Raw genomic sequence first — 18,861 nt, forward strand, 5'->3', positions numbered from 1 at the left:
AAGTTATGTTGTTGGGGCCATTTTTCCCCGCGCGCTGGATTGCCAGTCTGCCGGATCACGGCGTGATGGATGAAGACGTCTTGCCCTACATGCCTGGGCAGATGCTGCTTGCGAAAAAGGCGCCGACCTGGAGTACCGGTGTTCAGAAGTCAGTGAGCGGGCGGCGCCGGACCACCGCTTATTACCCAGCGCCTGAGTGGACGTTTCAGATCAACTACAACGCCGTGCGCAAACGCCCGGGGCTGGATGAGTGGTCGCGGTTGGTGAGCTTTTTCAATGAGCGCAAAGGCCAGTTCGGGGACTTTTTATACTTTGACCGGACCGACCACCAGGTCTCGCACCATCAGTTTGGTGTGGGTGACGGTGTCACTCGAACTTTTCAGCTATCGCGTGCGATCGGCAACTGGGTGGAACCAGTTTACGGCGTGGTTAACGTCGAATCGGTGAAGGCTGCCGGGGTACCTGTGACCGCCTACACCTTTGACGAAATCGGCCGCATCAGCTTTGCCCATGCACCCGCCAGTGGTGCGCCCCTGCACTGGACCGGCGCCTTCTTCTTTCGGTGTGCTTATGACGCTGACACGTTGGATAGCGTGCAGACCTTTGGCCGGATCTGGGAGATGAAAAACGTGTCCTTTACGAGTATCAAACCATGATTGATGCCTCTTCCGAGTTGAAGGCGTTTTTGGCCACGGCGCGCAGTTTTGTCATGGCCGACCTCTACACCATCACCCTGGCCAGCGGGCAGGTGCTGCGCTACACGGATGCCGGCATCCAGATCTACTTTGGTGGCCAAAATTATTCAGCCAGCGGCCCGTTGATCAAGCGCACCGGGGTTCGAGCGGTGCGCGGCATCGAGGTCAACACCTTGAACGTGACGTTCTCAGCGGGTTTGCAGGACACGGTGCTGGGGGAGTCGGTGCTGCCGTTTATTGCCGGTGGTGGCTTTGATGGCGCCTCGCTGAAGCTGGTCCGTGCGTTTATGCGCGACTGGCAGTCACCGGTGGTGGGTGTCGTCACCCGATTTATCGGGCGTGTTGCTGAAGTGGATCCTGCCGATCGGGAGCAAGCCACGGTCGCCGTGAAGTCGCCGATGGAGCTGCTCGACACCAAGGTCCCCAAAGGGGTCTATCAGCCGTCTTGCTTGCGCAGGGTCTACAGCAGTGATTGCGGCGTCAATCGGGCACTGTTCGAAACGGCCGGCGTAGTGGCGGGGAGCAGTACGACGTTGCGTATTCACAGCAATGTCTCAGCCGATCAGGGCTGGTTTGATCAAGGCGTCATCCGCTTTATCAACGGCGGTAATGCCGGTGTGGCCCGTACAGTGCGCCGCCATACCGGCGACGGCGACGTGACGCTGATATTGGGGTTGCCGGCGCATCCGCAGGCTGGTGATCAGTTTCTGATTTATCCAGGGTGTCCGCGCACGTTGGAGGCTTGCACGACCAAGTTCAACAACCGGGCCCGTTACCGTGGAATGCCGTTTATTCCTGTGGCGGAGACCTCGATATGAGTCCTCTGGAAGTTCGACAGCGGGAGCACGTGCTCACTGAGGTTCGGCGCTGGCTCAACACGCCCTACCAACATCGTCAGCACCTGATGGGTGTCGGGGTGGACTGTGCGTGGTTGCTGATCGAGGTGTTTTCGGTCGTGAGGCTGATGCCGCGGATTGACCCCGGCGCCTATGCCCAGGATTGGCACCTGCATCGCGGCGAGGAGCGTTACCTGGGGTGGCTTGAGTTGTTCGGACGTGAGGTTGAAGCGCCTCAGTCCGGCGATGTGGCCATCTGGCAATTCGGTCGCACCTTCAGCCACGGGGCCATCGTGGTGGGTGAACACCAGGTGATTCATGCCTATCGGGACATCGGCGTCGAGTTGGCAGACATGCGTGATGAACATCTGGCTGGCCGACCGGTGCGCTATTACACATTGAATAACTACGGGGTGAATGATGGGGGGCAGCAGTAGCACCATCTCCAACAGCGCAACGCGAATCAACGCCTTGCAGGTCCAAAGCAGCGCCAGTGGCAAGCCGATCGCATGGATCGCCGGGCGCAATCGCATCAGCCCCAACCTGATCTACTACACCGATTTCGAGTCTGTCGCCAAGACGAAGAAGACCAAGTCGGGCGGGAAGGGGGGCGGTGGCACCACGCAGGAAAACACCACCTACAAATACTACGCCGCGTTGATCCTGGCCATTGGTCGAGGCCGGTTAGGCGCCGTGCACCGGATTTTTCGCGACAAGGAAGTGTTCAGCGAAAAGGTGGTGGACGGCGTGACGAAGTCCGCGCTGTCACAGGTCGGGTTCAGCTTCAAAAGGGGTGTGCGCAATCAGGACGTGTGGGGATGGCTTGAAACCAAGCACCCTGATGATGCGATCGCTTATTCGGATACCGCGTATGTGTATGCGCCGCGGTATCGCCTGAATGACAGTGCCGGTGTGCAGAATCATACATTCGAGGTCGACGGCCCGTACCAGGTGCCGGGCTTGCCCGATGCCAATCCGGGTGAATTCTTGCCAGGCCTGCTCCTCGATCCGTTGGATGGGATCGGCTTTGATCCGAGCTGGATAGCTGACCTGAGCAGTTACCGAAATTATTGTCTGGCGGAAAACCTGTTATTGAGTCCAGTGCTCGATGAGCAGGCCCCTGCCAGTGAGGCCATTGCCCGCTGGCTGCAGCTGACCAACAGCGAGATCTACTGGTCAGCCGGCAAGTTGAAGGTGGTGCCCTTTGGCGACCAGGTGGTGACCGGCAACGGAGTCACCTGGTACCCGGACACGGCGCCGGTCGCGCATCTGACCGATGACGACTTTCTCGCCGAAGAGGGCGAGCCGCCGGTTCAGCTTAAGATCAAGAGCCAGGCCGACAGCTACAACGAAGTGTCGCTGGAGATCCTCGACCGCGCCCATGAATACAACACGGATGTCGTGCGAGGCGTCGACCAGGCCGCGATCGAGCAGTTCGGCTCGCGGCCGATGGACACCATCAAGGCCTATGAGGTGTGTGACGTGGCCATCGGCGCCCATGCCGCGCAGTTGTTGGTGCAACGCAAACTCTACATTCGCAACGAGTATCAATTTTCGCTCGGTTGGCAGCATGTGCTGCTGGAGCCGATGGATCTGGTGACGGTCACCGAGCCGGGGCTGAATCTGGATCGTCGCCTGGTTCGCTTGATTTCGGTCGAGGAGGACGATGAGGGCAAGCTGGCTGTGGTCGCCGAAGATGCCTTGCTGGGTGTGGGCAGTGCCCCCAACTATCCGGTGCAAAGCAAGGGAGGATTCAAGAGCAACCAGAACGCCGAGCCAGGCCCTGTGTTGCCACCCATCATGTTCAACCCGCCAGAAAGTCTATTGCTCGGTGGCGATAACCAGATCTGGATCGCGATCACCGGCGCCGGTGAAAGTTGGGGCGGGTGCGAAATTTGGATCAGCGCTGATGGCGACAGCTACTGGATGGCAGAGTCGATTTATGGTGGTGCCCGCATGGGTCTGCTGACATCCGCTTTACCCGCCGGTACCGATCCAGACACGGCGAGCACCTTGTCCGTAATGCTGGCCGTTCCCGATGAGCTGACCGCGGTGACCACGGCCGAAGCCGACAGCGGCGCAACGCTTTGCTGGGTGGATGGTGAACTGATTAGCTATCGGGATGCCACCCTGACGGGCATCGGGGCTTACAACCTGCAGTACCTTCGCCGAGGCAGGCTCAGTTCGCCCATGTCCAGCCATCCGGCGGGTGCGCCGTTCGTGCGCCTGGATGATGCGGTGTGGAAGTACAGCTACACCTCTGACCAGATTGGCCAGACCGTGTGGGTTAAATTCCGGTCATTCAACGTATTTGGGCGGACGCTTGAGGATCTGGCGGATGTGGAGGCGTTCAGCGTCCTGCTTTCGCCAACGCGGATTGCACCTGAGGCTGCGCAGAATCTGCAACTGGTCGGTGCATTCGAAACGCCTTACTTCACCGTGACCTGGGCGCCGGGTGTGCGAGTGGATAACCACCTGGTGAGGGTTCGCAACGCTGCGACCAACGCAATATTGCGGGAGGTGGGTACCACGAGCACGACATTCACTTACCAGCGTGATGACGCCCTGGTTGATGGTGCCCTCGTGCGCAGCTATCGAGTGGAGGTCATCGAACGCAACGCTGCGGGCAGTGCACCCGCTGCCACTCTGGTGGTGACCAATAACGCACCTGTGGCGGTGACGGGCACCCATACAACCGTGGTGGGAATCACGGCAAATGTCGCCTGCGATCAAAGCCCAGCCGCGGATGCGGCGGGTTACATGTTCGTTTACTCACTCATCTCCGATTTTGATCCGACGATCTCCGGAACGATTGGTTATCAGGGCGCTTTGCCTGCAGGACAAATCACGGATCTGGTTGCCGGCAATACCTATTACCTGTGTGCGGCGGCTTACGACACCTGGAGCAGTACCCGCTCTCAGCTCAACTTTTCTCCGGCAATTACTTTCATCACCTGATAGAGACTCGATATGCAACCCATTCAATTCTTCGCCGCAAGGGCTGAGGACGGCGCGCTGCTGCCTGGTGCAACCGTGGACGTGTTTGTCCAAGGCACTCAGGGCCGGGCTCCTCTATTTGCTGACTCTCCCTGCACCGTTCCCCTCGGGAACCCCGTCTCGGCCGATGCTAATGCCCGGGTGTTTTTCTATACCACGACCCCTCGCATTGATATGCGCATCAGTCGATACGGTTATGTGGCGCCTCTGATAGTCGACATCTCCACATGGGATGCGGCCACGGCGGTCGAGTGGGTTCAAGCGGAAATCGATGCTGCGCTGGGTGAGATTGGTGGCTCGCTGGCAGAAATGGAAGATGAGTTTGTTGCCTCGCAAATTGATAAAGAACAGCGCTTTCGACAGTTCCTCTTGTCCAGTGGATACCAACTGATTGGTGATTACGGCCCTGGCTTGTTGATTACCGAGCTAAATCAGATTTTTGCCAAGAATGGCGAGCTCTATCGAGCGGGCGCTGCGCTGGTGCTCCCCTACATCACAACTGGTGTGTGGGCCGATGAGTCGGCAAAGTTTGTATCGGTGGGCGATGCCGCATTACGCCAAGAGCTCGCCCGCCCTGAAGGCTCCACTAAGGTAGGGTTCCTACAGTCGGGGGCCGGAGCGGCACCGCGCAGCATGCAGGACAAGATGCGCGACACCGTATCGGTTAAAGATTTCGGGGCGATTGAGGGGGGAAGTTTTGATTGCACTCAGGCGTTCCTAAAAGCAGGGAAGGGGGCCTTTGTTCCGCCAGGTGTTTACCTGGTCAATTCATCTCAGGTGAGTATCCACGCCTATCATGGGCCCGGCGTGGTGCTTGCGAACGGTCAACTGATCCAGTTAGAGCCGCCGCTACTTGATGGCGCAATGGTCCAGCGAGTTGGGGGTACGCCGCTTTTCGGTTTCAGCGCTTCACCACCTGATCAGGAGTTGTACCTCGGCGCTGGCAACGCCACGCAAGGGATCGCATGGGTGTTGCATGACGGGATAGAAAAACTGTTCATCACCCAGCGGGTGAGTGGTGCATCGTGGGGCACAAACGAGCTGGTCCGTATTAGCGAGTGGCGTTGGATCGGCGATGGTGCGGACATGACGGTGGTTGCATTCACCGAGCCGCTGGCTCTTGGGCATGGGGCGGATCTCTCGGCGCTAGTCGAGAACGGCGAGATTTACCTCTTCACCACCGTGAGCAACGACGGGGCGGTGGGTGGAGGCGCTTCACTGGGCGGTAAAGGCTATTCAAAAATCAAATGGCGCGGGGACGCCACGGTACAATCTGACGTACAACGCTTCGAAGTTTTCGGCGACCCGGGTGACGGCTCTCGACTGTTCTGGCCGCAAAGGGCCAGCGTTTGTGTCACCAACGACGGCAAGTTTGTCATTCTCGTTGCTACCTCCAACGTGGGAACCGGTCGATTTTTCTTCCTCTACGACCGTGCGGCAGTGGAGGCGGCAGGTACAGATGCCCGTAGTGTGGCGCCGCTTTCGGGACCTGTCCCCTTTGAGCGAGCACCGGGGGAGTTCGGCAGCACACTGCAAGGTATGACATCAGATGGAGTGCATCTGTATACCGTGTGGGGTGCAGGAGCACCACGTGCAGCCCGTACTATTCAGGTATATGACTTGAGTGGTTGCCTGCGTAGGACCATTCCCTATGTCGGTCCGGCGGCGCTGTATTCAGAAGAACAATTGATGGGCCTGACGGCCAAGGGCATTCCTGTCAGCTTTGAACCGGAAGGCATTTGCCTGCGCAACGATGAGCTGCTTCAACTCTCAGTGGATGCATGGAAGACTCCCCAGGACATTGTGACTTATGAGGGCTTTAACTGGGCCTGCATTAACACCAACGCCATGGCAGGCATCCCGCCAACAACCCGTGCCAACTGGGTAATCACGAAGCGGGGGGCATCAGGTGGTTACAACCCTACGACCCCGTACATAGCAGGATCGTACCTGCGTCGTGACAAGCGCATCATGCGCATCAAACTGGCGGCCGGAGATGCAGGGGAACTGAAGTTACAGGCGGCCGTGACAGACCCTAGTACTGGGACGATGAAAGAGTATTACTCCGGAACAGACATCGCTTACAACGCGGAAAATGGATCGTTCACCATTGCCAAGTTTTACGAGGCGCTTGGAACCTATAAGAAGTTCATGGAATTGAACTACGGCAACACGTTGAACATTTTCTCAACGGACGCTGGGGAGCCCAATGATCGATGGGTATCGATTAAGTCGTCATGGAACGCCGGAATGTACGGGATGCAGTTGCGATCCAGCCGGGGTACTGCCGCAGATGGCGGAAATATTGACCTGCACGCTTTCGACTGCCCGGCTGCGCCCGGGGAGTCGGTAATTTCATCGCTCGATTCGGCTGTGATTCGTTTTAGGAACGGAAATGTTACCGCGGGCGTTCTCAGCGCCGCAGGCCTGATTTACTACGGAGGGCAATACATTCGTGCCACAACCGATAACGCAGTCTCCCTAGGCCGCAGTATCAACCGTTTCTCGGTCGTATATGCGGGCACAGGTAGCATCAACACTTCGGACGCTACGGAGAAGACACCCATCAGTGAGTTCTCACAAGCCCACATCAACGTAGGTCTGCGATTACTTGATGAGATTGGAACCTATCAGTGGTTACAGGAAATTGAGAAAAAAGGGCCGGCTGGGGCGCGAATCCACTTTGGTACTACGGTTCAGCGGGCTATCGAAATTTTCGAGGACGAGGGGCTGGATCCTTTCCGGTTTGGCGCCGTGTGCTTAGATGAGTGGGAGGCGCATTCAGAGGAGATGGAGCCGGCTGAGCTTGATACCCACGGAAATATCGTACGTGAGGCTGTGGTGCAGGAAATAGCAGCAGGTCGGCGTTATGGGTTCCGTGACCACCAGTTGCAATACCTGATGCTGGCGGCAACGGCATGGAGGCAAAAGAAATTGGAAGATCGCCTTCGTGTACTGGAGCAGTCAGCTCAAGGCTGAACAGTCGACAGCTCAACCTATTTGAATATCTGCCCGCCATACGCGGGCTTTTTTTCGCCAGGAGAAACGCATGCCTCTAACCCAGCAGCAGTTGCTGCAGATCCTCCCCAATGCCCGCCCTGTTGCGGGCATTTTTTTGCCCGCGCTGAACCGAGCCATGGCCCGTTTCAAAATCGACAGCCGGGTGCGGCAGGCAGCGTTCCTGGCCCAGGTCGGGCATGAGTCGGGCCACCTGCGAAGCCTGGTGGAAAACTTGAACTACAGCGCCGATGCCTTGGCAGCGACCTGGAAAGACCGGTACCGCGGCGTCGACGGCAAGCCGAACGCCAAGGCGATCATCCTGGCGAGATGTCCAGAAGCGATCGCCAACGATGCGTATGCCGGTCGTAACGGAAACAAGGCGCCCGGGGATGGTTGGTTATATCGCGGACGTGGACTGCTGCAGATCACCGGCCGCTCGAACTATAGCGCTGCCGGCGCTGGCCTGGGACTGCCGCTGAACGATCAGCCGGAACTGCTCGAGCAACCGGAATACGCCGCCATGTCTGCCGCCTGGTGGTGGTCGCAACGAGGCCTGAACGATGTAGCCGATGCGGGCCGATTTCAGGACATCGGCAGTGTCATCAACACGGGCAAGCCTGGACGGGTGCCACACGGCGCCGCTGAACGGCTTGCGCTTTACCAGGTCGCGCTGAAAGCACTGGCCTGATTTATACCCCGCGGGCAATAGCTCTCGGGGCACTACTTGAAATAGAACGGGGAAATTATGGAACTCATTGGCAACTGGAAAGACGCTTTAAAAATGACCAGCGTTCAAGCGGGCGGTGCCATTGCAGCACTGGGTATCGCTGAGCAGCTGCTGCCCCAACTGCAGGCGGTATTGCCGCCAGTGGCTTATGGCGTACTTGGACTGCTGGTGATGGTAGCTCGTGTGATCCTGCAGCCAAAGTTGAGTAATTAAGCATCAAAAAGGAGCGGCCGGTATGGATGCGTCAACATCCAGCCCGACCGCCGTCCTCGCAGATTGTCCCTGCAAGTCCAGCCAAGGCTCCTGCTTCGTGCACAAAGCGGAGGCGAGCCTAGCACCTGTTTATCTATACAGTAAAGGTCTTGCTATCTATGTCCTCTCCCATCATTCCTTGGATGGGCGGCAAACGCCGCCTGGCCGATCGCCTCATTTCGCTTTTTCCGCCTCACGAATGCTATGTAGAAGTCTTTGCCGGCGGCGCCGCACTGTACTTCATGCGCCCCCAGGCTGCCCCCGTTGAAGTACTCAATGACATTAACGGCGACCTGGTGACGCTGTACCGCGTCGTGCAGAACCACCTCGAAGAGTTCGTGCGCCAGTTCAAATGGGCACTGAGCTCACGCCAGGTGTTCGAATGGCAAAAAATGACCCGGCCGGAAACCCTGACCGACATCCAGCGCGCTGCACGATTTTTTTACCTGCAGCATCATGCCTTCGGTGGCAAGGTTTCAGGGCAGAGTTTCGGTACCGCAACAACAGGCCCTGCAATCAACCTGCTGCGCATTGAAGAAAACCTGTCGGCTGCCTGGCAGCGGCTATCCGGCACCTATGTTGAAAACCTGCCCTGGCTTGAGTGTGCCGAGCGTTATGACCGACCGCACACCTTCCACTACATGGACCCGCCTTACTGGCAGACCGCTGGCTACGGCGTGGACTTTTCGTTTGAAAACTACGAGCGCATGGCTGAATTTATGCGGCGCTGCAAAGGCAAGGTGATGGTCAGCATCAACGACCACCCGGACATCCGGCGGGTGTTTGAAGGGTTTCACTTCGAGACATTGGAGATCCGCTATAGCACGATGAATCAGCGGCAGGGGAAAGCTGAGGTCAGCGGAGAGCTTGTAATTATGAACTGGGAGCCAGCGGCGCTAGGAGGACTATTTTGACGGGACAGTTATCGAGCATCTAGCGACCTGAGCTTTTAATCTTCAGTGCAGGTCAGATGATCACACGTATAAGCTTTTATCTTGCATTTAGCTGACTAAGACGACTACAGAGGATAATCTTTACTCATCTACACTCTTCAAAGGATCTGGTGAGAATGCGTTTTTTTGAGAATGGCCCCGACATTCCAGAGTCGTTGATTTCAGCTCGTGAAGAAGGGCGCGTGGTCTTTTTTTGTGGAGCTGGAGTCTCCATACCTGCTGGATTTCCTGGCTTTTTGAAGCTAACCCTCGATGTTATGAGAGGCCTCGGTGTACCTGATCAATCCGAGAACCCTATCTCCGCATATAAGAAAATGATCGAAATTGCCTATGGTGAACAATGTCCAAAGGACTTCACGCTGCCATTTTCTTTCGATCAGGCATTTTATTTGCTCCAGCAAGAATATGGAGTATTTGCTGTTGAGCAGGAAGTGAGCTCTGCGCTAAGATCGAAAAAAAGTACCTTCATAGATAATCATAAAGTAATTTTGCGTTTATCTAAAAATTCTAGTCAAAAACCACAAGTGGTTACAACGAACTTTGACTTGCTATTTGAGCAGGCCCAGAGGGGGGTGCGGACCCATGTTCAACCAGCATTACCCGATCTTACATCTGGCCTGCATCCAGAAGGAGTGATATACCTACATGGTCGGCTTTCAGGTAAAAATAATGCCGCCAATAAGTCCAATTTTATTATCAGTAGTGCTGACTTTGGTCGAGCATATCTCGCGGAAGGCTGGGCAAATCGCTTTATAAAGAATCTTGCTCAGCAATATGTGATAGTGCTTCTCGGTTATAGCGCCGAGGACCCCCCAGTAAGATATTTGCTCGAAGGAATGCACTCTAAAAACGGAAGTATAGGGGGGTCTATCTACGCGTTTGATATTGGTACTCAAGAGCGTGTAGATCAGAGTTGGCGCCATAAAGGCGTGAATGGAGTAGCATTTAATGAGTATGAAGACCTTTGGAGTTCTTTAGCGGCTTGGGCCGACTACTCAGAGGATACAGCTATTTGGCGGGCAGGTGCGCTAAAGCTGGCAGCTCAAAGTCCGCGTTGTTTGTCCGCTTTTGAAAGGGGGCAGGTGACGCATTTAGTTAGTTCCGCTCCTGGTGCGGAGATGTTCTATAAGGCAGAACCCACGCCAAGCGCAGAATGGCTGTGTGTTTTTGATCCGTACGTAAGAAACGCAAAGCGAGAAATTTTCAGAGCATATTCGGAGTCGCTTAAATATGAGTATGTTCCTCAAGAATATTACGGTTTAGAAAATGATCCATTAGTAGATTATGATAGTCGCGAGCACCAATATTGGGGAGCTGATTTCCTTTCATTTTTGCCGAGTGAAGGTACTCAGGCAAAGCAAGGTCAAGGGCTCGTAAGTGATACATCAGGAAATCTACCGGCGCGAATAAAGTACCTTGCTCTTTGGCTAGCGAAAAACTTAGATGATCCGTGGGCAATTTGGTGGGCTGCAGGAAAAAAAGGATTGAGCGCTCATTTGCTCAGAATGCTTGGGGATAAATTGTGGGAAGTTGCTGACAAACTATCTGATCAAGTAATTCGCCATTGGAGTATATTGCTTGACGAGTCTAGTTATAAGTCGCGTTCAGATAAAGGCTTCGAATGGTTTCAGTTCAAAGGTAAGCTGGCGAAGCTGGGGTGGAATTCTTTAACTATACGCTACTTGGAACAAGCCTTACAGCCGAATCTAACGCTAAAGCGCCGTTTTCGTCAGACTCAACCGATTGTAGTTGGGGAGTTGGTAACAACTGAGGTTGAGTTGGTTCTGACTGATTTGCATGGAGAAGGAATTGAAGTGCCGGCAGAATTTTTGCCTGAAGTTTTATCTGTTTGGCGAAATGTATTAGTTAAAATAGTTAGGTTTGCACCGGAGCTAAGTTATTTTCCTTCGGTAGATTTGTTTCGCGTTGATAATGTTAGTTTAAATGAATCCGCCAATGAGATTTTAGAGTTTTACTCTAAGATGTTCGCTGAGTTAGCGTTGGCAGGCCCGGAAAAAGCAAAAAGGGAATTCGAAAGTTGGCCAGAAGGGGAGCCATTGTTTTTTTTCATCACTGAAGTTGTTTGCGATGCTTTGCCCTGGGCTATTTAGTCCTAACGAGATTTTTTATGGTGTCTCAAAGTTGACGAATGAAGAATTTTGGAATGCGGGTTACAGGCATAAGCTTCTCGAGTTGCTAATTGGTAGTTGGAGTGGCTTTTCAGAGCAGCAGCAGTTGCAAGTTGAGCAGCGAATAATTAACGGGACTCCAGTAAAGTCTGAATACCCATCAGAGCAAAGTGAACGCTACCGCCAATATTCCGTCGGGGAGTTACTTGGTGGTCTTGAGACGCAGGGATGCAAAATAACAAAAGAATCACGTGAGCTACTTGAGATTTTTCGAAAAAGCTATGAAGGGAGCGCAAGGATTGAGAGTGGTGAGTTCAGGCGGAAAATTGGTAAGTCAGGTTGGGTAACGACAGACAAAAATGCTAGCGTACTTATGGCTTGCCCGCTTGATCAAATTACTACTATTGCGCAGACAAAAGTGGAGCGTGACTTTTTCAGTTTAGTAGAGCCACGGCCTTTCGCTGGACTTATTGAAGACGCCACCTTGCGAGCATTAAAGAGCTTGGTTCTCGACGCCAAGAGAGGGGTTTATCCAATCAGTCTTTGGCAGCAGCTTTTAACTGAGTGGCCTAGGTCATCAGCTAAGTTGACGATTCAGGCTGCTAGGCGATTAATCCTACTTCCCGTGGGTGTCGTTACTGAGCTATCACAAGCATATTCGGAGTGGGTTCTAAATAATTATCTGATAATGTATGACGCGCTACCTGACTTCGCATTGCTTGTGTGGGATAAGACTTTAGAGCTATTCACTATTGCCGGGGATGAAGCTTTAAAGAGTTCAATTGTCTATGTTCGTCGATCAGGAGAAGAGTCGCAAAATTCAGTGCAGTCGCGTGATAGTACACTGAACTCACCTTTAGGTAGAATGACAGAAGCGTTATTTGTAGTGTATTGTCGTCATGAATCGAAAGCTGGCGAAGGTATACCTCTTGAATTAAAGGTGAGACTTGAACGATTACTTTCCTCTAGGTCTCAGTATGTAGGTCATGCTGTAAATCAAATTACGGTAAGACTGGACTGGCTATTTTGGATTGAGCCTGAGTGGGTAAAAATTTATGTTTTACCTTTGTTTCATAGCACAAGTGAAACCGCTGAGGCCGCATGGAGCGGAAGACTTTTTGACTCTCGACACTTTCGGCCGAATTTGTTCGCAGAATTAAGATCAGACTTCATTAGCCTATTTGACCACGTGCAAGGGTGGCAATGGGATCGCGGGTTGTCGCGGATTTTGCATCAGCATCTCGTTCTAGCTTGTCACTATGGAGTTAAAGATGACTGTTATTTAAAATTTGAAGAGGTCAGAAGAGTTTTACAGATTACTGACGATGCAGGTAGGGCTGAGGCTTTAAGGTATTTAGTATCTCTAATGACATCAAAGAGTGCTTGGCAGAAATTTGGGAAGCACTTCATAACAAAAGCCTGGCCTCGTGAGCTTCGTTATCTAAGTCACGCAACAACTAAAAGTTTTCTGAACCTGACTGAAGAAGTTCCACATAGTTTTCCTGATGTGGTTAAGGTGATTCTTCCATTTTTGACGACGGTAAAACGTTGCGATATGCTTTTCTATAGTTCCTCCAAGGAGCCAAAAGCCTCCTCTGCTACTCTGTACCCTGATGCGATGCTTATTTTGTTAGATAAGATATTGGCGGATCACACTATACCCCCTTATCAATTTGATAATTTTCTTAACCAAATGGTCGAGTCCAAACCATCTTTGGGAGGAGACAGGCGCTTGTTGCGGCTGAGGAAAATTGCGATGGATAACAGTTAGTGCAACCTGATAGCGAATTTTCAGGCTGGGCGCCTGCTGTGGAAGGGTTAAAGCCTGCGAAACTTAGAACAAGTCGTTTTCCTCGAATGGCTTGATCAAGTCGGGTCCCTGATTACGCACATTGCCAATCGCACGGTCTACCTTGAACCACTCGAACGTCTCAGTTGGTTCGCCCTGGTGCATCACCATCTGTTCTGCGCGCTCCTTTGGCGTGGCCGGATCAAGCCATTCTCGTGCGAGTTCTGGCGACAGCGTTACCGGCCGGCGGTCGTGGATATCGACCATGCCACCGGCACTGTCGGCGGTGATGATGACGAAGCCGTCATGTTCGCTGGGCCCATGCTCGGCATTCGGATATTGGCCGATCGCAGCGCACAGGATCGGCGACCGATCCCGCCTGCGGATCAGGTAGGGCTGCTTCTTTGGTCCGCCTTCATCTACCCATTCAAACCAGTTGTTGATGGCGATGATCGCCCGGTGCGGCCAGATAGCGCGGAAGAATGGACCGTGTGCGACTTTCTCCACCCTGGCATTAATCGGTGCTGCGCGGTCCTTAGCCCAATGCGGTCGCCATCCCCAGCGCACCATGTCGGCGTGCAGGTATTCACCTTCCTGGTGAAAAATGGCGAGCTGGGTTGTCGGGGCGGCGTTATAACGCTCGAAGGAATGGTCGCCGGCGCTGTTTACCAGAGGGTTGGGCATGCTGAGTGCAGCGACGAAGTCGTGGATGCCATCGTATTGGGAAAGTCGTCCGCACATGTTCAACCCCTCTGATTGCCCGCTTGCTACTCGCGAATGATCCTTTCCTTTTGAGCCAGGACCAATGTCAGGCTCCGGATCTGGGTAAGCTGATTGGTGGTTTCCGCTTCCAGGTTCGCCATCCATGTCCGTTTTTTTTGGAGTTCGGTCGACAGCTGGTCGTTCATTTCAACCAAGGTGGAAATATTTTCCTTTGCCGCCTGCAGCAGACGCTTCAGATCCTGGATGTCTTCCTCGAGCATGCTTGCGTAATGCTTGACGGTTTCGAGCCTGGTCGGGCTACCGAGCCATTCGCTTGTGTCTTCGATTTCGTAGGGGTCCACGGTCGCGCCTTACAAACACTGTTTGGATATACAGTAATTGAGTTGCGACGTTATGGCGAATGCTGGCGACGGAATGCCAAGCATATCACTCCGGAGTCATCATCACCGCGAGCGTCATTTTGATGAACTCCTCATTCTTGTCGATAGTGTCCAAGGCGCCGCGGACGTTATCGGCAACGTCGGCTGCGCCGTGTTGTTCGACCCAATTCGATAACTCCATGATGGCGGCTTCCAAGGCGAGCTGGTTTTCGTTGATTTTGAATAGTAGGGAAGGGAGCAGGTCAGAATGTGGCATCGCGAATCCTCGGTTTTGAGGTCTTGTGAGAAGGGGACCGACATAATTAGATAGTGGCAATTTGACCTTGTGTTCTTAGGGCCTGTAAATTTCGCAGAGCGCTGCTCGCGCACCTCGCCAAGTCCAATTGCGGGGATCACACTATATCTAGGGATTGAAATTGGCCAAGCTCATGTGGATCGTCACCATTATTATGTCCTTTGTGGGCGCTTTCATTGGTTTCTATGGAATGTACGCGGCTAGTAGTGCGCCGCAGGAAGCCGCTGCTGCTGCGATGGGACTGGCGTGCGCTGTCATTCCATATTGCGCTGCCCGCGCGTTCAGTGAAATCCGCACGCTTCAGTAGAAAGACGGAGTATTGAGCCCACCTTGATGTCATAGAGGCTGAGAGAGATGTGCACTCACCATCGGCCTTCTTGGAGTGCAGGCTTAGGGCAAAATTAGGGCAAATTCAGGGCCTCTATAGACCGTATGAGGCCATGGGGAAGGTCCTGAAGCATCGTTTTTACTGGGCAGAAGCGGCCTACAGGCACGCTAGAAGGGGTTCGAATCCCTATCCACGCCTAAATCATGCTGGATGACTATTTTCGGGGCCGACCAGGCTCAATCAGCTCTGGTCGGTGTATTGCAAGTAAAGGCGATTATCGGCGAGAGGCGGGACATCGTGAGCCGCAGGAAAGATCGACGGCTCGATAAGGTTTTGAATGAGTGTGGATTTAGTTCTAATACTATTGTTTCAGGCTAGCTCATTACTTTGTTCCAATCGATCTCATAACCAGCTGATTTAAGCTCGCGAGCGAGAGCAGCCTTCCAATCGCCTGACATGGGAGTCCAAACTACGCCAGCGAAGTCGGTTGGAATATCCATATCGCCAGACTTTAGGGCGCAAACTTTGTTACGACCTAGCGCCCCTATAAAATATCCAAGCTCCAACAGGACATTTTGTCTTACACGGGGCTCCAGCTTTCCTCCAACCTTACTTCCTACATCATCAGGTGTTAGTAACACCACTGCCATTCCCACCTCGGAATGGTGCTCGATTTTCTCGATGATGGTGCGGCCGCCATTTGCTTGCTCGTGAAGGATGATAACTTCAATATCCAACCTTTCAATGAAACGTGCAACAGTTTCACGAACGGCCTCATCATGTCCGTGAACGAGGAACACTCTGGGTAAGCCCCCTTTAGAATTTGATCTTGGGGGAACACTGAGGGGCACGCCGCCTTCGAGATCCTCAAGATCCGTATTTAATGCATTGATCGCCTGTTCAAGCGACGCTTTTGCATGGCTTATCTTTTTTTCCGTAATACCCTTGTAGTCCGGATCGGGCATGCCGGAAACCCATATCGTGGGTCGATAGTGGAGGTTATGCGCCTCGTTGTATCGAATTGAGGCAGTTGTGTTCGTTCCAAAACATCGCTCTAACGTATCCTCAATACCACGTTCAAGGGTTTTGAGTTCAGGCGAGGTACTACCTTGCATGGTGTTTAGGTCGAATGCATCAAGATCTGCAATTCGTTGCTGTAGCCGCTCGATTCCACGCCTAAGCTGCCCTTCATCCAGATATACCTTGGGTTGAATTGCAGTCGGTGGTGTCGCCTTCCTCGCCATGGCTGTTCCTTGTTGTTCATTAATGAGCTCATCATGCCATCTCGCACGTAACGAGCAACACTGATCTGAATAATCGTATAGCTTCGTCATCTCTGTCGAGCTATTGCACGATGCATAGCATGATTGCGTAACCGTCCGCTCCTGGCCGGAAGCAGCCCTTTGTGGCAAGCTGTTAACGGCCAAAAGTGGACGGTCGCGGCGTATGAAAAACCAGAGCGTGTCACCATAGCCTTCCGGCTGGAAAACAAGAAGACCTATGATCAGAGCGAACGCTTAGCCATGCGGAGCGCAAAAAGCGCCTGATCATAGGCGGTCCCTCTGGAGCAATGCAGTGGCCCGAGAAACTTACCAAAATGAGGCGGGATCAAGAAAAATGAATGAATCAATATATTTTAATTATTCATCAATCTTAAGTAGCTGTCTTTTTTCACAACAACTTGTAGGTTTCCCTTGTAGTTTGCTATTTCACCATAGGCACAAACTTTCTCCCCTTCAAGTCCTGTGAGGCTGCCAAACTTTTTTTCAAAAACTGCTGTATCAGAATTCCAAATTATCACGGCCAATGGCTGGTTTGGATAGGGCTTATCAAAGTTAATAACTGTACGGTTAGTTAGTTTTTTGACCTCGGCTGCTTGCCCGCAGACTAACAATGTCTCACCAGCATGGAAAGGTGCCTTACTGGCCTCTATCGTATTGGCAGCCATACCAAATTTAGTGAAAAACAAGCTGGCTAGCACGGCGATTAATCGTGACTTATACATTACTTACCTACTTAGTTATTAACTGAGCGCGGTCGCGCAGTGTGATTTGGGGCTTGCCTTTGTAGCTGCTGATCTGTCCTTCAATACAGACTGTACTGTTTGTTTTCTGATTAACACCAGAGAAATTTTTTGCGTGCTCATTCCAAACTATAGCGGTAACTGTGCTATTTGGATAAGGCTTGTCGAAATTCAAGTAAGTGACTTTGTCCGTCTCTCGAATCTGTACAATTCTTCCGCAGAGTGTTGTTTTCTCACCGACATGCCTGCTCGCTTCTGTTGTGCTTAAATAATCGTTGGTCGGAACGTTAGATTCACCTAAAGACGTATTAGTATCTAACTCCGGCGGAGTGACGTAACGGGTCAAAACTGCAAGCTGAGGTTGGCTATTCGAGTACATAAAAAAGCCAATCGTGACACTTGCAATCAGCGCGAATACAAAAACAATCAGCGGTGTTTTTCTAGACTCAGGCAGTTTAGGCTTATTGCTCTTCTCTAATGTAGTTAGTAACTGCTCAGTGATCAGAGCTAGTTCTTTTTGACTAAAGGTTCGCTCTGCTTCGGCAGATGACATACTTTGTTGATCTTTTTGCAACTCGGCAATCTTCAGGTTTTTTTGTGTGATCTCACGTTCAAGACGATTTTTTTCATTCGCTATGCGCAGCTTAGCTTTCACAGCGCTAGAGTAGTCAAATTCTTGCTTAAGTAATTCGCTGCGAATTTCTTGAATTACAAATTTTGGTTCATTCAGCCAGGTTTTATTTGAATAGCGTAGCAGCATGCATCCTAGAGCGCGCAATAGTCCATTCTGTCGAGAAAGAAGATCGTTCCAGCGATTATGATTAACACTTTGATCTTGATTTTGAATCTTTCCCAAGCCGTCAATTTCAATCGCCAAACGAATTCCTTTCTGCTCATTAATTATCATGAAATCAATGCGTCTATTTCCACTATTCTGGTCTTTAAATGGAAACTGGGTCTTTACATGGCTGGGGTTTATCTCAGGAATTCTTGTCAGTATCTGCTCAACAAATCGCAACTCAAAGTTCACAGGGTGCACCATCAAGTGCTTGTTTTCTTCTATCCATTGCGTCCATTGGTTTTTATGTTGGCTATTGTTCATTATTATTGAAGGACTATCCCTACCCCACTGTAAGTTAGCGTGCCGCGCACACTTAAATCAAGTCCCGGCGGATCACCGCAGCGCATGTCCATTTCAAACCCAATGAAGAAAGGGTGCGAGATATGACCGGTCAGACCTAAATGGTTTGTGTTGGACCAGTATCGTTCCCCGCAGACCTCGTGTTCATTGGCTCGATATTACCTAAGTATCTATCCTAGGCCAATAAAGTATTTACTAAGATTTTTTGCCGCCGCTTAACAGCTGCTACTGAGTCGCAGCTAAATTATTAGTCTCACCTGACCGACTCCTTTTGGCCGATTGGAGCCTGACATGGCGACTCCCTAAAGCTGCCGGAGTCGCGTAATAGCATCTGTAATCGCTTGTGCATTTTTGTCTAGCGTTTCCATGGCTACGAGTGCGCTATCTGAAACACTCTGTATGCCATTCTCTGAAAGCCATTTCGTGATCTCCTCTATCGCCGCCGCTAATGCATGCTGGTTGTGCAGTAGCAATGTCAGAGCATCTGCCGTGGCAATGTTTGAGTCTGAGTGAGATGACATAGAAGTCGTCCTTGGCGTTCGGTTTGTAGAAGCCTAGTCCATCCTCAACTTTCGTCGTCGGCTAGGAAAATA

General features: G+C 52.4%; 18 protein-coding genes. 11 read left to right on the forward strand and 7 right to left on the reverse strand.

Annotated features, from left to right (window positions below):
• The first annotated feature begins 5 nt into the window (after window positions 1-5).
• The 10 genes from ACIQYF_RS14420 (at window position 6) to ACIQYF_RS14465 (ending at window position 13,360) form a co-directional block, all read left to right on the forward strand.
• On the forward strand, window positions 6-656 hold the full coding sequence (locus tag ACIQYF_RS14420; protein WP_402862731.1) for a DUF2460 domain-containing protein: 651 nt from the start codon (window positions 6-8) through the stop codon (window positions 654-656).
• The gene (locus tag ACIQYF_RS14425) at window positions 653-1,513 is read left to right on the forward strand and encodes a DUF2163 domain-containing protein (protein WP_402862734.1); all 861 of its coding nucleotides are present in this window, start codon (window positions 653-655) and stop codon (window positions 1,511-1,513) included. Before ACIQYF_RS14420 ends, ACIQYF_RS14425 begins: the two co-directional genes overlap by 4 nt.
• Window positions 1,510-1,968, forward strand: a complete 459-nt coding sequence (locus ACIQYF_RS14430; protein ID WP_402862737.1) for a hypothetical protein — start codon at window positions 1,510-1,512, stop codon at window positions 1,966-1,968. The genes ACIQYF_RS14425 and ACIQYF_RS14430 overlap by 4 nt, the downstream gene beginning before the upstream one ends.
• Window positions 1,952-4,489 (forward strand): phage tail protein, encoded by a 2,538-nt coding sequence (locus tag ACIQYF_RS14435; protein WP_402862740.1) that lies wholly within the window; start codon window positions 1,952-1,954, stop codon window positions 4,487-4,489. The genes ACIQYF_RS14430 and ACIQYF_RS14435 overlap by 17 nt, the downstream gene beginning before the upstream one ends.
• Window positions 4,490-4,501: 12 nt before the next feature.
• A complete protein-coding gene (locus ACIQYF_RS14440) occupies window positions 4,502-7,507 on the forward strand; it encodes a tail fiber domain-containing protein (protein WP_402862743.1) in 3,006 nt (1,001 codons plus the stop codon).
• Between the two features lie 70 nt (window positions 7,508-7,577).
• Window positions 7,578-8,216 (forward strand): glycoside hydrolase family 19 protein, encoded by a 639-nt coding sequence (locus ACIQYF_RS14445; RefSeq protein WP_402862746.1) that lies wholly within the window; start codon window positions 7,578-7,580, stop codon window positions 8,214-8,216.
• Window positions 8,217-8,273: 57 nt separating this feature from the next.
• Entirely contained in the window at window positions 8,274-8,468 is a 195-nt protein-coding gene (locus ACIQYF_RS14450; protein ID WP_402862749.1) for a hypothetical protein, read from the forward strand.
• 158 nt (window positions 8,469-8,626) lie between these two features.
• The gene (locus ACIQYF_RS14455) at window positions 8,627-9,421 is read left to right on the forward strand and encodes a DNA adenine methylase (protein WP_402862752.1); all 795 of its coding nucleotides are present in this window, start codon (window positions 8,627-8,629) and stop codon (window positions 9,419-9,421) included.
• Window positions 9,422-9,576: 155 nt separating this feature from the next.
• Window positions 9,577-11,571: an SIR2 family protein gene (locus ACIQYF_RS14460; protein ID WP_402862755.1), complete on the forward strand. Its 1,995-nt coding sequence runs from the start codon at window positions 9,577-9,579 to the stop codon at window positions 11,569-11,571.
• Between the two features lie 31 nt (window positions 11,572-11,602).
• Window positions 11,603-13,360, forward strand: a complete 1,758-nt coding sequence (locus ACIQYF_RS14465; RefSeq protein WP_402862758.1) for a hypothetical protein — start codon at window positions 11,603-11,605, stop codon at window positions 13,358-13,360.
• A gap of 63 nt (window positions 13,361-13,423) precedes the next feature.
• Here ACIQYF_RS14465 and ACIQYF_RS14470 read toward each other — a convergent pair whose 3' ends face one another.
• The 3 genes from ACIQYF_RS14470 to ACIQYF_RS14480 all read right to left on the reverse strand — a co-directional run bounded on the left by ACIQYF_RS14470 (window position 13,424) and on the right by ACIQYF_RS14480 (window position 14,737).
• A complete protein-coding gene (locus tag ACIQYF_RS14470; protein WP_402862761.1) occupies window positions 13,424-14,119 on the reverse strand; it encodes an SOS response-associated peptidase family protein in 696 nt (231 codons plus the stop codon).
• 26 nt (window positions 14,120-14,145) lie between these two features.
• The gene (locus ACIQYF_RS14475) at window positions 14,146-14,442 is read right to left on the reverse strand and encodes a hypothetical protein (RefSeq protein WP_402862764.1); all 297 of its coding nucleotides are present in this window, start codon (window positions 14,440-14,442) and stop codon (window positions 14,146-14,148) included.
• An 85-nt stretch (window positions 14,443-14,527) separates the two neighbouring features.
• A complete protein-coding gene (locus ACIQYF_RS14480) occupies window positions 14,528-14,737 on the reverse strand; it encodes a hypothetical protein (protein WP_402862767.1) in 210 nt (69 codons plus the stop codon).
• A gap of 160 nt (window positions 14,738-14,897) precedes the next feature.
• On the opposite strand from ACIQYF_RS14480, the gene ACIQYF_RS14485 reads away from it, so the two are divergent.
• Window positions 14,898-15,083: a hypothetical protein gene (locus ACIQYF_RS14485; protein WP_402862770.1), complete on the forward strand. Its 186-nt coding sequence runs from the start codon at window positions 14,898-14,900 to the stop codon at window positions 15,081-15,083.
• A gap of 395 nt (window positions 15,084-15,478) precedes the next feature.
• On the opposite strand, the gene ACIQYF_RS14490 is transcribed toward ACIQYF_RS14485, so the two are convergent.
• The 4 genes from ACIQYF_RS14490 to ACIQYF_RS14505 all read right to left on the reverse strand — a co-directional run bounded on the left by ACIQYF_RS14490 (window position 15,479) and on the right by ACIQYF_RS14505 (window position 18,789).
• Window positions 15,479-16,348 (reverse strand): TIR domain-containing protein, encoded by an 870-nt coding sequence (locus tag ACIQYF_RS14490; protein WP_402862773.1) that lies wholly within the window; start codon window positions 16,346-16,348, stop codon window positions 15,479-15,481.
• A 392-nt stretch (window positions 16,349-16,740) separates the two neighbouring features.
• Entirely contained in the window at window positions 16,741-17,109 is a 369-nt protein-coding gene (locus tag ACIQYF_RS14495; protein WP_402862776.1) for a hypothetical protein, read from the reverse strand.
• A gap of 7 nt (window positions 17,110-17,116) precedes the next feature.
• Window positions 17,117-18,229, reverse strand: coding sequence for a hypothetical protein (locus ACIQYF_RS14500; protein ID WP_402862779.1), 1,113 nt, complete (start codon window positions 18,227-18,229; stop codon window positions 17,117-17,119).
• A 341-nt stretch (window positions 18,230-18,570) separates the two neighbouring features.
• Entirely contained in the window at window positions 18,571-18,789 is a 219-nt protein-coding gene (locus ACIQYF_RS14505; protein ID WP_402862782.1) for a hypothetical protein, read from the reverse strand.
• Window positions 18,790-18,861: the final 72 nt, after the last annotated feature.

Source organism: Pseudomonas sp. NPDC096917, assembly GCF_044762555.1.
Taxonomy (GTDB): Bacteria; Pseudomonadota; Gammaproteobacteria; order Pseudomonadales; family Pseudomonadaceae; genus Aquipseudomonas.

What these genes read in the sequence shown, in the direction of transcription:
- ACIQYF_RS14420 (WP_402862731.1), top strand. Translation starts at nt 6, where the DNA reads ATGTTGTTGGGGCCATTTTTCCCCGCGCGCTGGATTGCCAGTCTGCCG.
- ACIQYF_RS14425 (WP_402862734.1), top strand. Translation starts at nt 653, where the DNA reads ATGATTGATGCCTCTTCCGAGTTGAAGGCGTTTTTGGCCACGGCGCGC.
- ACIQYF_RS14430 (WP_402862737.1), top strand. Translation starts at nt 1,510, where the DNA reads ATGAGTCCTCTGGAAGTTCGACAGCGGGAGCACGTGCTCACTGAGGTT.
- ACIQYF_RS14435 (WP_402862740.1), top strand. Translation starts at nt 1,952, where the DNA reads ATGGGGGGCAGCAGTAGCACCATCTCCAACAGCGCAACGCGAATCAAC.
- ACIQYF_RS14440 (WP_402862743.1), top strand. Translation starts at nt 4,502, where the DNA reads ATGCAACCCATTCAATTCTTCGCCGCAAGGGCTGAGGACGGCGCGCTG.
- ACIQYF_RS14445 (WP_402862746.1), top strand. Translation starts at nt 7,578, where the DNA reads ATGCCTCTAACCCAGCAGCAGTTGCTGCAGATCCTCCCCAATGCCCGC.
- ACIQYF_RS14450 (WP_402862749.1), top strand. Translation starts at nt 8,274, where the DNA reads ATGGAACTCATTGGCAACTGGAAAGACGCTTTAAAAATGACCAGCGTT.
- ACIQYF_RS14455 (WP_402862752.1), top strand. Translation starts at nt 8,627, where the DNA reads ATGTCCTCTCCCATCATTCCTTGGATGGGCGGCAAACGCCGCCTGGCC.
- ACIQYF_RS14460 (WP_402862755.1), top strand. Translation starts at nt 9,577, where the DNA reads ATGCGTTTTTTTGAGAATGGCCCCGACATTCCAGAGTCGTTGATTTCA.
- ACIQYF_RS14470 (WP_402862761.1), bottom strand. Translation starts at nt 14,119, where the DNA reads ATGTGCGGACGACTTTCCCAATACGATGGCATCCACGACTTCGTCGCT.
- ACIQYF_RS14480 (WP_402862767.1), bottom strand. Translation starts at nt 14,737, where the DNA reads ATGCCACATTCTGACCTGCTCCCTTCCCTACTATTCAAAATCAACGAA.
- ACIQYF_RS14490 (WP_402862773.1), bottom strand. Translation starts at nt 16,348, where the DNA reads ATGGCGAGGAAGGCGACACCACCGACTGCAATTCAACCCAAGGTATAT.
- ACIQYF_RS14495 (WP_402862776.1), bottom strand. Translation starts at nt 17,109, where the DNA reads ATGTATAAGTCACGATTAATCGCCGTGCTAGCCAGCTTGTTTTTCACT.
- ACIQYF_RS14500 (WP_402862779.1), bottom strand. Translation starts at nt 18,229, where the DNA reads ATGAACAATAGCCAACATAAAAACCAATGGACGCAATGGATAGAAGAA.
- ACIQYF_RS14505 (WP_402862782.1), bottom strand. Translation starts at nt 18,789, where the DNA reads ATGTCATCTCACTCAGACTCAAACATTGCCACGGCAGATGCTCTGACA.